This is a genomic window from Sphingobacterium sp. GQ94, from assembly GCF_059758715.1.
Genome location: NZ_JCAXEC010000010.1, coordinates 37,595 through 52,983, shown reverse-complemented (window position 1 = coordinate 52,983; position 15,389 = coordinate 37,595). Strand labels below are relative to the sequence as shown.

Here is a 15,389-nt window from a genome sequence, read left to right as displayed (position 1 = left end):
ATTTAAATTTTCAAAATCTAAAAAAGCAGACGTCGATAAAAAAATAATTACCGCTTCATAAGAAACCCAGCCTAAAATTTTCAAAGAAGAAGGCATTAAATCATTTTTTATTCAATTCTTTATTCTCGTTTAAATGCAATAATTTTGTGGGTCGATAAAAATTGAGAAAAACATGCACAGAACACATACTTGTGGCGAATTAAGAATAGAAGATTTAGGGAAAACAATAACGTTAAGTGGTTGGATTCAAAAATCAAGAGATTTAGGCGGAATGACCTTCATTGATGTTAGAGATCGATATGGAATCACACAATTAACCTTCAATTCAGATGATAATGATTCTTTACGAAGTCTTGCACGTGGTTTAGGAAGAGAATTTGTAATCAAGGTTATTGGGGTTGTCATTGAACGTTCAAATAAAAACTCAAAAATTCCTACCGGAGATATTGAAATCAAGGTAAGTGCATTAGAAATCCTTAACGAATCAAGCCTTCCTCCTTTCACAATAGAAGATCAAACTGATGGAGGCGAAGATATTAGGATGAAATACCGTTACCTAGATATCCGTCGAAACCCGGTGAAGAATAATTTAGTATTTCGTCATAAAGTAACTCAGGAAGTCAGAAACTATTTATCTGCCATAGATTTTATTGAAGTTGAAACTCCTTATTTAATCAAATCAACTCCTGAAGGTGCACGTGATTTTATTGTTCCTTCAAGAATGAACCCTGGACAGTTTTATGCTCTACCACAATCTCCACAAACTTTTAAGCAATTATTAATGGTTGGTGGTATAGATAAATATTTTCAAATTGTAAAATGTTTCCGTGATGAAGATCTTCGTGCTGATAGACAGCCTGAATTCACTCAAATTGACTGTGAAATGTCTTTTGTTGAACAAGAAGATATTCTAAACGTTTTTGAGGGAATGACTCGTCATTTATTGAAGTCTATCCATGGAATTGATCTTAGTGAATTTCCTAGAATGACCTATGAACAGGCAATGAAAACCTATGGAAACGACAAACCTGACATCCGTTTTGGAATGAAATTCGGTGAATTAAATGCTGTTGCTCAGCAGAAAGATTTTGGCGTATTTAATTCAGCTGAATTGGTCGTTGGAATCGCAGTTCCTGGTGCAGCATCATACACAAGAAAGCAAATCGATGAATTAATTGATTGGGTTAAGCGACCACAGGTTGGTGCATCCGGAATGGTTTATGTAAAATACGATCAAGATGGCTCCCTCAAATCATCAGTAGATAAATTCTATGATCAAAACGATTTAAAAAACTGGGCCGAGATTACTGATGCTAAACCTGGGGATTTAATATTGATTCTTTCAGGCCCAGCTCAAAAGACCAGGACACAGTTAAGCGCTCTTCGGATGGAACTTGGAAATCGATTAGGATTGCGTAAATCCAATGAGTTTGCTCCTTTGTGGGTAATAGATTTTCCTCTTTTGGAATGGGATGAAGAAACAAATCGTTTCCATGCTATGCATCACCCATTTACATCTCCTAAAATTGAAGACTTACCATTATTGGACGAGGACCCAGCAAAGGTGCGCGCCAATGCGTACGATTTGGTTCTAAATGGCAATGAAATTGGAGGTGGATCAATTCGAATCCACGACAAAAGCATGCAGGCTTTAATGTTTAAACATTTAGGATTTTCATCAGAACAAGCTGAAGATCAATTTGGTTTTTTAATGAATGCTTTTCAATATGGTGCTCCTCCGCACGGCGGATTAGCTTTTGGACTAGACAGATTGACGGCGATCTTAGGAGGCCAAGAAACCATTCGTGATTTCATCGCATTTCCCAAAAATAATTCTGGCCGTGACGTTATGATCGATGCCCCTTCTTCTATCGAAAAAACACAGTTAGAAGAACTATACATCTCATTATCAGATGTCAAAAAGTAATATTGAATTAGTTCTTATTTAATACTATATTTAAAAGTTGACCGAAATAAGGTCAACTTTTATTTTTGAAGGAAATACCGCATCCCCACTATGGCACAAAAAATTGCTGAGAAATTCATTGAAGATAGTGCAAGTAAATCATTTGATATGCATCATCGAGAGATCGTCACTAAAAATATTGATAAGTATAATGATGCTTTTGAGAAAGGAAAGGGCAAATTTCATAATCTGGAAAACTCGAAAATTAAGGCCAATCTTGTTAAGTGGAAGGTAATAGAAAACCTAGACAAATCCCTTTTAGATTTTGAGGCTAATTTCACCTCAAATGGAGGCCGAGTGATATGGGCAAACGATGCGCAGGAGGCCCGGGATGAAATTTGGAAAATTATTGAGCAGAAAAAAGCAAAATCTATTGTAAAATCAAAATCAATGGCGAGCGAAGAAATAGAACTTAATCATTTCTTAGCGTCAAAACAGGTTGAAACAATTGAGAGCGATTTAGGAGAATTCATCATCCAACAACTCAATCAAAAACCTTATCATTTTGTAACACCTGCCATGCATTTAAGCATGGAAGAAATTGCAAAATTATTCCATGAAAAATTTAATACCCCCCTTGAGGCCACGGCAGAGGAATTGACTATGAAAGCCAGGGAAATCCTAAGGCAGAAATATACGACTGCTGATATTGGGATCTCAGGTGCTAATTTTTTAGTCGCAGATACGGGTAGTATTGCCATAACTGAAAATGAAGGGAATGCTCGATTAACAACGACTTTTCCCAAAGTGCATATTGCTGTGGTAGGAATTGAAAAAGTTATTCCTAGCATTAATGATCTTGATTTATTCTGGCCATTATTAGCGAGTCATGGAACAGGTCAAAACCTAACAGTATACAATAGTCTTTTCTCCGGTCCAAGAAAGGACATTGAATTTGATGGTCCACAAGAAATGTATGTAATTCTTTTGGACAATGGTAGAAGTAATTTACTGGCCCAGAAAGATCAGCGTCAAGGATTATATTGTATTCGATGTGGAGCATGTCTGAACGTATGCCCAATTTATCAAAACATCGGTGGACATACTTACGAAACCACCTATCAAGGTCCGATTGGTTCATTAATTTCACCTCACTTAAATGGAATGAAAGAATTCAAACATTTAAGTTTCGCATCATCCCTTTGTGGTAAATGCACAGAGGTATGTCCAGTTGGCATAGATATCCAAAAAATGTTATTGCTCAATAGGAAAGACTCAGTACAACAAGAATTATCATCCACCTTAGAAAAAAAAGGATGGGGAATTTTTGCATGGGCCATCAAAAATAGAAAGATTATTGATTTTTTCTCTGGAAAGACTAAAAACTTTTTTATTAAAAATTTTTTCAAGAAGTCTTGGGGAAACCAGCGAGAACTGCCCAAAATAGCAGATAAGTCTTTCAATCAACAATGGAAAGAAAAACAGAAAAACGATAAATAAGCAAATAGGATTGTCTTAGGTTTGAAAACAATCCTGTTTGTTTTAAAATTTAATTTGATTGAATTGATCTTTCGGGGCAAAACCTAATGTCTGTGTTAAAGCCTTGCTATCCTCCACCATTCGAATAAATTCAGCTCGATAACCTTCATCGTCTTTTCCTTTCGCAGCTTTTGCCCGGGTAATTATACTTTCGTAATTGGCTTTTTGTTTGTACTCAGAATTTCGAAGAATCATTCCAAATTCTGCAACTGCTGTAACGAAACTAAAGTCTTTGCTAATTGAATCAATATCTTTGGCCCTATTTTGAACGACTACCTTGTGAAGTTTACTGACATCATTTTGAGGTTCTTTGTACCGCATTTTAATCGTGGCTATTTCTCCATTTGGTTCACCTAATTTTTTATTTTTCATTTGCTGATACTTTAAAGAATCAACATTACCATAGACACTGTTATCTTGCCCGACAGGAACAATTTCATAAATAGCTGTTACTGAATGCCCCACGCCCATATCACCTCCCAATTTTGAATCATTATTAAAATCTTCATCTTCCAAAAGTCGATTTTCATACCCTATCAATCGATATGCTTGCACATAATAAGGATTAAACTCGACCTGAATTTTCACATCCTTAGCAACGGTAAATAATGTAGCTCCAAACTCAGTAATCATCGCCTTCCTAGCCTCGCCAATATTGTCGATGTAGGCATAATTCCCGTGTCCCATATTTGCTAATATTTCCATTTTACTATCCTTAATATTTCCCATACCAAACCCTAAAACAGTCAGATGTACTGCGCTCTCACTCTCTTTTTTTATTAGATCTTCCATTTCCTGGTCAGATGATGGCCCAACATTAAAATCACCATCTGTTGCCATAATTATTCTATTATTTCCATTCTTTATAAAGTTTTCACGAGCAATTTGATAAGCCATTTTAAGACCATCAGCACCAGCTGTGGCACCACCAGCACTAAGTTCATCAACAACCTCCTTGATTCTCATTTTCTGACTTCCGCTCGTACTTTTAAGTCTCACAGCGGTATTTCCTGCATAAGTAACTATTGCAACTCGATCTTTGGCTCTAATTTGATCCACCAAAAGTTTTAGTGAAGATTTGACTAGGGGCAATTTGTTTGAGTTATTCATTGAACCAGAAACGTCAACTAAAAACACAAAATTAGTTTCAGGAAGATTTTCTATTTCAGCATCTTTTGCCTTTAATGCAATTCGCAACAATTTATTTTTTCTATTCCAAGGTGAATAAGATAACTCCGTATATATATTTACTGGATCTCCGTTTCTAGGAGGAAGTAAATCATATTGAAAATAATTAATCATTTCCTCTATTCTAACTGCATCCTTAGGAGGAAGATTGCCCGAATGAATCATCCTTCTAATATTACTATAGGATGCGGCATCAACATCAATAGCAAAAGTAGACAAGGGAACTTTCAACGGTGAGACGAATCTATTTTCAATAATTTTACTATAGCTCTCTGAATATTGAATCGTGCTGGCTGGAGATGAAAAGTAAATCGTTTTCATAAAGTTTTTATCTTTCTTTTGAGCAATTTCCTTTCCATATCCGACAACAAATTGTTCCTCTCTCAAGGAGTGAATTGGACTGAGCTGAACATTTATCTCATTTAAATTTCCCACTTTTTTTTTCTGACTGGTGTAACCAATGATGGAAAAAATTATTTCATCTCCTTCTGTTGCAAGGATTTTATATAATCCGTTTTTATCAGTGTAGCTTCGGGTGTTCTTTGTTATGATTTCAACGCTGACCCCTGCGAGTAGCTTTTGAGAAAAAGCATCTCTTATTTGACCATAAATTTCCTTTTCTTTTGCTAGTGAGCTACCTCCTAGAGATGCTGATAAAACTAGAACTAATATTAATCTATACATGGTTTCTATTTTTATCCAGGGATGCCAAAAAAATCAAATTTCCATAAACCAGAAAAATAAATTATTTTTCCGAATCAAATGAATATTAAAAATTTGTCTAATCACAAGAATTTAACAGATGAGCAACTACTTGAGGAATACCTAAAGGAAGATGACCTCAGCTTCCTTGGACACTTATACCAAAGGCATAGTGAAATGGTCTACTACGTCTGTCTACGCTATTTTAAAGAGTCTGAACGAAGTAAAGATTCTGTGATGGAAATATTTGAGAAACTCATAAAAAATGTCAAAAAACAACATATCCAGAACTTCCCTCGGTGGCTATATGTTGTTAGTAAGAATCATTGTTTAATGGAACTCAGATCAGACAAAAACAAGACAGAAATTGTTACAGATAATTTTGTGGAATTTTCTTTCAACTTGCATCAACAAGAAGAAGATGAACGAAAAGAAATGCAATTATCTAAGTTAGAAATGTGTTTAGATAATCTAATTGAAAATCAAAAAAAAAGTATACAATTCTTCTTTATAGAAAAGAAATGCTATAAAGAAATCTCAGAATTAACTGGTTTTAGCACCAATGAGGTAAAAAGTTATATCCAGAATGGCAAGCGAAATTTAAAAAATTGTATGGAAAAGGGAGGCCATGAATAACAAATTTGACATAGCATATTTACGTAAATACGTAAATCATGAACTTAGTTCTACTGAAATGTATGCTATTGAAAAAGCGACACATGAAGATGAATTATTAATGGATATTATTCTGGGATTAGAGGAAGAAAAGAACTCAAATAGTACGTTTGAAGTTGCCGATATAGATTCCTCGATTTACAACAGAACTCATCGGAACAAGTTAAATCTGCCCAACAAAAAAGCCTATTTAGCAATTGCGGCCTCCTTGCTTTTAATACTCACAATGGGTTCAATATGGTTTTTGAATCTTGAAAATAAGGTTAAACCTAAAATGCTTGATTCTTTTGCCAATCAAGAACGGGACGTACAAACAGACACCACCTTAAATACTATCGAAATTGACAGTATTAATGCTGAAAGCCCCGAAGAAAATTTGATAGCAATGGTGGAACATGAAAAACAAAACCCAAATAATAATCAAGGGCTTAAAGAAGGACGGAAAAATGATTCAAAACAAAATTTAAAAGGGAATAAAATTGGAAACCCAGAAATTTCATTAAATCCGAACGTCTTTTACAAAGAAATTCCCAAAGCTGATTCCATTTTTAATCTGAATAACCTAGGGAAGGCATCTTCAGGAAATTTTGAAGAAAATGAATTGGAAAATTCTTCTGTTATCTTGATCGCCAGTAATAAAAAATCTAACTTATTAATCAGAGGCAACACTGCTCCGGAGATAGCCCAAAACAAGAAAAGTGTAGCAACTGGAAGGATATTGGATTTAGCTTCAGGTAGACCAATCGTTAACGCATCTGTTAAAAATATTAAAAATAATGAAGTGGTTGTTACCGACTCCCTGGGACAATATATTATGCCCGTAACTGAGGATACACAAACACTGCAGGCATTATCCATAGGCTATAAGCCTAAGAATTTTGTCGCTAGTAATAATAAAATAATTCAACTTCAGTCAGATTATAAAAGCCATGATGAAGTTGTTGTGGTTGGCTATGGTACTAATTCTAAATTTTATAAATCTGAGCCTCTAATAGGATGGGTTGCTTATAAAAAGTATATAAATGATCACTCAGAACAAAGTCTACTAGGAAATGGAAACGTAATATTAGTATTTGAGGTTTCGACTTTTGGTAGACCAATGGATATTACCGTAAAAAAATCAGCTAACGCAACACTCGATCAAAAAGCGATACAAATTATACAAAATGGTCCAGATTGGAAAAAAGGAAACGATGGAAAAAAGATTGAAGTAAAAATTACGTTTAAGTAATTTGATTGTCTAAGTCTTATCCTAGTTGATTAATAGGCATTCTTGCCAACGGAATTATATCTTGATCGACGAAATCCTTCTTTAGGAATTTATGATAACCTGCTATGGCAATCATTGCAGCGTTATCAGTACAATATTCAAATTTAGGGATATATACATTCCATTTATATTTGACTCCCATCTCCAATAAAGATTCACGTAATTCTGAATTAGCAGATACTCCACCAGCAATTGCTATTTCTTTGATTCCCGTTAGCTTTGCAGCCTTTTTTAGTTTATTTAACAGGATTGATACAATTCTATACTGTACTGAGGCGCATAAATCATCCCTTCTTTCACTTAAAAATTTAGAATTCTGTCTATATTCTCTTTGGACCAAATACAGAATTGCAGTCTTTAATCCTGAAAAGCTAAAATTAAGCCCTTCAATTTGCGGTTCGGGGAGTTTAAAAGCTTCGGGATTGCCATTTTTTGCATGTTTATCGATCAATGGTCCCCCTGGATAAGGTAAATTTAAAATTTTAGCTGTTTTATCAAAAGCCTCACCTGCAGCGTCATCCAACGTTTCACCCAATATTTCCATTTCAAAATAATCCTTGACCATGACAATTTGAGTGTGTCCACCCGAAACTGTCAAACATAAAAACGGAAATTTAGGTTTTGGATCTTCAATAAAATGGGCTAAAATATGAGCTTGCATATGGTTTACTTCAATTAATGGAACGTTCAGTGCCAGTGCAAAAGATTTTGCAAATGAAGTTCCAACCAGCAATGCACCAAGTAAGCCAGGTCCCCGAGTAAAAGCTACTGCATCTATTGCATTTTTATGTATTTTAGCGTCCACAATGGCTCGGTCAACAGTTGGAATAATATTTTGTTGATGTGCCCGTGATGCTAATTCAGGAACAACACCACCATATTTCGAGTGAATCGCTTGACTAGCAATAATATTTGCCTTAATTTCGCCGTCTATACATATAGATGCTGAAGTTTCATCACATGATGATTCTATTCCTAGAATAATGGCCATTTTAAAATTGTATAAAATATAAAAAACAAAAGTATCAAAAAAATACTTAAAATAACGTTTATTAGTATACTCGGCATTCTTATACTGTTGGGTATCATCCTGTTTTCATTACAATTTTCTTCTATCCAAACCTTTGTCACCAAACGAGTTGCACATTATCTCTCTGAAGAATTACACGCTAAAATCGAAGTAGATAAAATATATTTCAGGCCTTTTTCAGAGCTTACATTAATTGATTTTAAACTCTCAGATCAAAAGGGTAATCAGTTAATATCTGCAAAAAAAATGAAGGCGGACTTAAATATGACTGATTTCTTTAGGAATAAAATTGTCATAGAGAGATTGATATTAGATCAAGCTTATCTAGATTTTAAATTTTACAAAGACAGCTCAAACATTCAATTTTTGTTAGATTATTTTTCACCCGCGACCGAAAATGCAAAAAACGAAAAAAATAAAGTTGAACTAAGTCTTACAAATATTAAGCTTTTAAATAATACGATAAAAATTCGAAATTATCAACAAATCCCTCGTCCCGGAGGTGTGGATTTCTCAGACGTTGAATTAACCGAAGTGTCAGGTACTTTTAACGACATAATTTATTCTGACCTTTCTATAAAAGCAAAGATCAAACAACTTAGTTTTAAAGAGAAATCAGGATTTCGACTACGCAAGCTAGATGCCATGGCTGAGGTGACCAATAAGTTTATGGAATTTCAAGATATCAGCTTACTCACGAATAATTCTAGTCTAGGAAATTATCTAAAATTTAGCTACGATAATTTTTCTAACTTTAATAATTTTATCGCTAAAGTGCACATCGAGAGCTCAATAAATAACACCTATGTGGACTCAAAAGATATAGAATATTTTGCACCACAGCTCAAGAAAATTAATTTTACAGCCAAAATACATAGAGGGAGGATAAATGGAACAATTAATAATCTAAAAGCGTCTAATGTCTTTATTGAAACGGAAAAAGAAACCAGCATAGTAGGAGATTTTTCGATCAGTGGACTTCCAAACATTAATAAAACATTTTTTAATTTTCAGAAGGTAAATTTAAATACCACGATTAACGAAACTGAAAAGATTATTTCTCAACTCTCTAATAATAAGAAATTTACACTTCCTTTATCGCTTCAAAAATTTAAAGACATTTCCTTCCAAGGAGTTTTCGATGGATTCTACCATAATTTTGATATTGATGGAAACTTTGAAACCGCTATTGGCAACTTAGAGATACAAAGTACAATTGATATCCAAGATGGGATAAAATATGCAGGTAATATTAATTCCGCTGAATTTCAAATTGGAGATTTTATAAATAGCAATACATTCAGATCCCTTGCATTTGATCTAAAATTTGAAGGGGCTGGACTGAATTTTCAGGATTTACAGCTATCTACCAGTGGGACACTTAGTGAAACTCAAATTGGTGCAAACTCTTATGATAGCATTTCCATAGACGCTGTTCTATTTGATAAATTAATTAATGTGAATGGGGAGATAAACGATCCTGAAGTCTCCATGATATTTAATTCTAAGATAGATTTAAAAGGAGCTGAAACAATCTATGAAGTAGATGCGAGTATTGGACATGCAAACCTTAAAACAATGGGTCTGGTAAAAAAGGATAGCATCATTATTTTTGATTCAAATATTATAACTCATCTAAAGGGCAACAGTTTAAATAATTTAAACGGCGATTTATTAGCTGATCAAATTTCCATGCAAACCTCAAAAGGTAAATTCACAATTGATGATATTTATTTTTCTGCCGAAGGAAATGAAAAGGATCGCTTACTTGTCTTAAAATCAAATGTTGTTGATGTTGAAATGACAGGGCAAATTGATTTGAACACTTTAGTACCCTATTTCAAGGCATTAGCAATGCGATATGCACCGGCAATAGGATTAGATGTTGAAGCCTATAATCATCAGACTTTTGATTTAAGCTTGACTATTAAATCCTTTGAACCGCTCTCAGCTTTTCTAGATCCATCCTTAACCTTAGAGGATGGGGCAAATCTAGAGGCCCATTTTTCCTCTGAAGATTACACAGCAAGGTTTGATGCTTATAGTCCTTTTGTTGAATACAAAGGGTTTAAGCTTGAAAATCTTACAATTAAGGAGAATGCAGATGAACAAGCCTTTTCATTAGATGTAAATGCAGATAAATTATTTATTAATGACAGTATTTATGTGAATAATGTAGAAATAAATAATGTATTAGCAAAAGACAGTTTAGTATTCAATATCAACGGAGCAAGAGAAACTGACGACAATTATATAAGATTAAATGGAAATATTCATTTTGCACATAATAAACCAGCTTATATTCAATTGAATAATTCTGAAGTTATAATCAATCATTTACCCTGGACTATTAATACTGATTCGGAGATGAGAATATCAAAAGGTAAGATTTACCTTAATAACCTTCAAATCTCACAAGAGAATCAAAAAGTGGAATTCAATGGTATTATTTCTAATGAAAATGATAAACTGAAGATTGGATTCAGTCGGTTTAATTTAAATTCATTAGCCTCAATAACCAATCCGCTTGGTATTAAAGTTTTAGGAGAATTAAATGGTCATATTGAAATTCATTCTTTATTAAATAAACCGTACTTAACAGCGAACATACATACCACACCTCTAGTTTACAATCAAATTCCAATAGGTCAGTTTGCTTTTTTAGCCAATTTCGATCCAGAATCAAAAATTGCTAATTTAGATATTCAATTACTAGATGATATAAGAAGAGGTCTTTCTTTAAAGGGAACCTACCGGATTAATCAGGGATTAAACCTTAGCGGAAATTTAAAAGAAGTTGACCTGATCCTTTTTCAGCCCTTCATCAAAAATCTAGCCTCAGAGCTTACAGGTAAAATCAGTGCGAATATTAGAATTAACGGTAACTTGAATAAACCGAAGATAAATGGGGTGTCTACTATTCATAATGCAAGGTTTATAGTAAATTATTTGAATACAACTTATAACATTAATAATCAATCGGTTTTGATTGACAACAATAGCGTGATTCTTAATAAACTGAATTTTACAGACAATCAAAATCACCTTGCAATTGCTCAAGGACATGTGAATTTAAATAAACTAAGGAATCCATACATTGACATAGCTGTTGCCTCCAGTAATGTCATGATTTTAAATACGAGCTATAAAGATAATAATGTGTATTATGGTAAGGTTTATGCAACTGGAACTTATAATTTTAAAGGGAATACGTCAGCGATTGAGATAGATATAGAAGCCAAATCAGAAGAAAACACCTCTATTACAATTCCTTTTAATTCGGCTATGACAATCTCTGACAGTGATTTTATTTACTTTATCAGCAAAGATTCAAGCGTGAATAATGCCAATGCTTCTAAATACTTTCTCAAAGGAATGACCATGAATATGGATTTAGAGCTTACTCCAGACGCCGAGGTGAATTTACAAACAGAATTGGGGTCATTGAAAGGAACCGGATTGGGAGAAATCAGCTTAAAAATCACCAGTTTGGGAGATTTTGAAATGTTTGGAGACTATTCAATTAACTCTGGAAAATTTCATTTTACAGCCCAAGATTTTATCAATAAATACTTCGATATTAAACAAGGTGGAACCATACTTTGGACCGGATCTCCATCAGGGGCAATGGTTAATATAACTGCCATATATCAACAAAGAACATCAATTGGTGATTTATATGATGCGGCTGGTAGAGCGCGTCAAGACGAACGCGTATTGGCCCAAGCCGATATGATAATAAAGGGGACTTTGAGTCGCCCAGATGTTACCTTTGATCTCAACTTTCCTCAAACTCCTTATGTTAAGGATGAATTACAAGCCTACCTAAGTGATGCTAACAATGTTAATCAACAGGCTTTAAGTTTAATTGTACGAAGGAGTTTCACAGCGAGTTCCTCAAATGAAATTGGAAAAGAAGTAAACAACACTCTGCTGTCTGCGGGGACAGAAATTGCTTTCAATCAATTAAACAATATATTAGCACAATCATTAAACATAAACTTTTTGGACTTTAATATTCGATCGCTAAACGACGCCTCTGCTTCTTTCAGATTCTTCGATGATCGGCTAATACTTACAGGTGGGGTTGTAGATAGAAGAAATATTCAAACAACCGATTTAACTTTCTTCTCAAATCAAGTGGCCACAGACGCCGAATTAACTTATAAGATCCGTCGCGATGGAAATCTAATGTTTAGAGCATATAACAGACTGAATACCAGAAATATATTATTTACTCCTACGGATGATTACATCAACGCGGTTGGATTAGTGTATCGACAGGAATTCAATACACTTGCTGAATTTTGGAAAAAAATGTGGACTTGGAAAACAAAACGGGATAGCATCTCAATTTCACCGGAGATTTCCAGAGATAGCGTTAAGAATCTTATCCCAGTGTTTTAGTTTAAATACAATTCAACAAGCTCTATCCACTCTTGCTCGAATGAACCTTGAAATTCCGGTTTCTTTGCCTTATTATACCAGTATCTAGCGTTCCAAAGATCTCCTTCGATTCGATGTAAATAAGCGTGTATATGACTTGAAACCGCATCATCCAAATGATCAATTAAATTATGTGCTTGGTGCCATTCATTTTTCCCCGCATACCATAGCGACTGAATTTGAACAGACCAACTAAGATCTATTGAATTATCAGCTAAACTATTTTTAAAATCTACTAGATTCATTGTTAAATCGATATTCTAAAATTATCAAGGTAATAAATCAAAAAATACCAGAAGGGACAAAAAATTTGAATTCTTTATTTTAATTCAGTCTGCTTCTGGTCCCTATTACCTTACTTAAATTTATTGGCTAACGCGGATAATTTACTCGCCATATCCACTTCTTGAGTTTTTTTCATTTGCTTCTCATAGGGTTTACGAGATTTTAACCCTTCCATTTTCATACTCAAGGCAATTCTTTTGCGTTTCTCGTCTACATCAGTAACTTGCACAATAACTTGTTGTTGGACTTTGACAACATCATTTGGATCGCTTACAAAATGATTCGCTAATTGGCTTAAATGAACCAAACCATCTTGATGTACACCAATATCAACAAAAGCTCCAAAATTTGTAATGTTGGTAACAATTCCCGGTAGCTTCATTCCTATTTTTAAATCAGCTATTTGGTTAACACCATTAGTGAATGTAAAAGTTTCAAATTTCGCGCGCGGATCTAAACCTGGCTTCGCCAATTCAGATAATATATCATTCAAGGTTGGGAGTCCAACATCATCCGAAATGTATTTTTTCAAATCTACACTCTTTCTAAGCCGATCATCAGTCATCAGCTCAGAAATACCAACACCTAAGTCTTTAGCCATCTCCTGCACTACAACATACCGTTCTGGATGTACAGCAGATGAATCCAAAGGTTGCTTAGCATCCCGAATTCTCAAAAATCCCGCGGATTGTTCAAAAGCCTTTTCTCCTAAACGAGGGACTTTTTTCAATTCAATTCGTGAAGTAAAAGGACCATTCGTTTTTCTGTAGGTGATAATTTGTTGAGCCAAGGCTGGACCCAATCCAGAAACATAAGAAAGGATCTGTTTAGAGGCCGTGTTTAATTCGACACCTACAGCATTAACACAAGATATGACTGTGTCATCTAAAGCAGATTGTAATTTATTTTGATCCACATCGTGTTGATATTGACCAACACCTATTGATTTCGGGTCGATTTTAACGAGTTCAGCTAATGGATCCATTAGTCGACGGCCAATTGACACTGCCCCCCTTACCGTAATGTCATAATCTGGAAATTCCTCACGTGCGGTTTCTGAGGCAGAGTAAATTGAAGCTCCACTCTCATTTACCATCATAATCATTACGTTCTCAAGTCCAAGTGAACGGATAAATTCCTCGGTTTCTCTTCCAGCTGTGCCATTACCGATCGCAATAGCTTCAATATCATGTTTGGACACCAAATCCCTTATAATTTTATCAGCCAACTTTATATTGTTTCCACCAGTGTGCGGAAATATGGTTGTATTTTCAATTAAATTTCCTTGCGTATCTAAGACAACTGTTTTGCATCCTGTACGGAATCCAGGATCTATAGCGATCAATCTTTTTTGTCCAAGGGGCGCTGCCAATAGTAACTGTCGAACATTAGCTGTAAAAACCTTGATAGATTCTTCATCTGCCTTTTGGCGGGTTAAAACACGTATTTCTGTCTCCATGGAAGGTTTTAACAACCGTTTAAAGCTGTCTAAAATTGCCAATTTCACCTGATGGGAAGATTCATTTTTTTTGGTCACATATTGGTTTTCTATTCTTGGAATTATCAATTCCTCCGGAACCTCTATATTGAGATATAACAATTCCTCTTTCTCACCTCTTCGCATCGCTAACACTCGATGTGACGGTGCATTTTTTATCGGTTCAGACCAGTCAAAGTAGTCCTTATATTTCAAAGCACTCTCCTCTTTACCCGGAATCACTCGTGAAACAAATTGTCCCTTTTCGTACATAATCCTGCGAGCCTCAGTACGTATTAGCGCATCTTCAGAAATCTGTTCTGCTATGATATCCCTCGCTCCAGCTAAAGCATCCATATGTGTTGAAACTCCTTTAGCATCCTCAAGGTATTCTAAGGCAAAGTTTTCTACAATTCCATCCCTTTGAGACAGCAATATATCAGCTAAGCCTTGTAATCCCTTTTCGCGGGCCATCGAGGCTCTCGTTTTCCGTTTTGGTTTATAAGGGAGATAAATATCTTCTAAAATAGACATAGAAAGTGCTTTATGAATTTCTTTCTCTAATTCAGGCGTTAACTTTTGCTGATCGTTTATTGATTTTAAAACCGCATCTTTTCGCTTGGCGAGATCTCGTAATTGTTGCATACGATCGCGAATATTTGTAATCTGCACCTCATCAAGACCCCCGGTCAGTTCCTTTCTATATCGTGAAATAAACGGTACGGTTGCACCTTCATCCAGTAGTGAACTTGTTGTACGAACCTGCTTTTCGCCAATAGACATTTCTTGCGATACGATAATCTCGTGTGATGTAATCATAAATAAAATAATAAGAAAAAGTAAAGCTGTTGAATGAATACCAACAGCTTAG

Annotated in this window: 9 protein-coding genes; 5 read left to right on the top strand and 4 right to left on the bottom strand. The window is 34.8% G+C overall.

Annotated elements, in window-relative coordinates:
* Nucleotides 1-172 precede the first annotated feature (172 nt).
* A complete protein-coding gene (aspS, locus tag AC6CHH_RS10625) occupies nucleotides 173-1,927 on the top strand; it encodes an aspartate--tRNA ligase (RefSeq protein ID WP_498282608.1) in 1,755 nt (584 codons plus the stop codon).
* A 90-nt stretch (nucleotides 1,928-2,017) separates the two neighbouring features.
* Entirely contained in the window at nucleotides 2,018-3,406 is a 1,389-nt protein-coding gene (locus tag AC6CHH_RS10620; RefSeq protein WP_498282606.1) for a LutB/LldF family L-lactate oxidation iron-sulfur protein, read from the top strand.
* Between the two features lie 42 nt (nucleotides 3,407-3,448).
* On the opposite strand, the gene AC6CHH_RS10615 is transcribed toward AC6CHH_RS10620, so the two are convergent.
* Nucleotides 3,449-5,317 carry a YfbK domain-containing protein gene (locus tag AC6CHH_RS10615; protein WP_498282604.1) on the bottom strand — a complete coding sequence of 623 codons (1,869 nt, stop codon included), beginning with the start codon at nucleotides 5,315-5,317 and terminating at the stop codon, nucleotides 3,449-3,451.
* 78 nt (nucleotides 5,318-5,395) lie between these two features.
* Here AC6CHH_RS10615 and AC6CHH_RS10610 point away from each other — a divergent pair, with 78 nt between their 5' ends.
* Together AC6CHH_RS10610 and AC6CHH_RS10605 are read left to right on the top strand one after the other, a co-directional pair.
* Complete coding sequence (locus AC6CHH_RS10610) at nucleotides 5,396-5,971, top strand: RNA polymerase sigma factor (RefSeq protein WP_498282602.1); 576 nt, start codon at nucleotides 5,396-5,398, stop codon at nucleotides 5,969-5,971.
* Complete coding sequence (locus tag AC6CHH_RS10605) at nucleotides 5,964-7,241, top strand: carboxypeptidase-like regulatory domain-containing protein (protein WP_498282600.1); 1,278 nt, start codon at nucleotides 5,964-5,966, stop codon at nucleotides 7,239-7,241. Before AC6CHH_RS10610 ends, AC6CHH_RS10605 begins: the two co-directional genes overlap by 8 nt.
* Before the next feature lie 16 nt (nucleotides 7,242-7,257).
* Here the strand turns inward: AC6CHH_RS10605 and tsaD are convergent, their stop codons facing one another.
* Nucleotides 7,258-8,271, bottom strand: coding sequence for a tRNA (adenosine(37)-N6)-threonylcarbamoyltransferase complex transferase subunit TsaD (tsaD, locus tag AC6CHH_RS10600; protein WP_498282598.1), 1,014 nt, complete (start codon nucleotides 8,269-8,271; stop codon nucleotides 7,258-7,260).
* An 87-nt stretch (nucleotides 8,272-8,358) separates the two neighbouring features.
* On the opposite strand from tsaD, the gene AC6CHH_RS10595 reads away from it, so the two are divergent.
* Nucleotides 8,359-12,717 (top strand): translocation/assembly module TamB domain-containing protein, encoded by a 4,359-nt coding sequence (locus AC6CHH_RS10595; protein WP_498282596.1) that lies wholly within the window; start codon nucleotides 8,359-8,361, stop codon nucleotides 12,715-12,717.
* Here AC6CHH_RS10595 and AC6CHH_RS10590 read toward each other — a convergent pair.
* Together AC6CHH_RS10590 and AC6CHH_RS10585 are read right to left on the bottom strand one after the other, a co-directional pair.
* Nucleotides 12,714-13,001, bottom strand: coding sequence for a hypothetical protein (locus AC6CHH_RS10590; RefSeq protein WP_498282594.1), 288 nt, complete (start codon nucleotides 12,999-13,001; stop codon nucleotides 12,714-12,716). The two genes, AC6CHH_RS10595 and AC6CHH_RS10590, sit on opposite strands and share 4 nt — an antisense overlap.
* Before the next feature lie 110 nt (nucleotides 13,002-13,111).
* Nucleotides 13,112-15,337 carry a Tex family protein gene (locus AC6CHH_RS10585; protein WP_498282592.1) on the bottom strand — a complete coding sequence of 742 codons (2,226 nt, stop codon included), beginning with the start codon at nucleotides 15,335-15,337 and terminating at the stop codon, nucleotides 13,112-13,114.
* Between the last annotated feature and the right edge of the window lie 52 nt (nucleotides 15,338-15,389).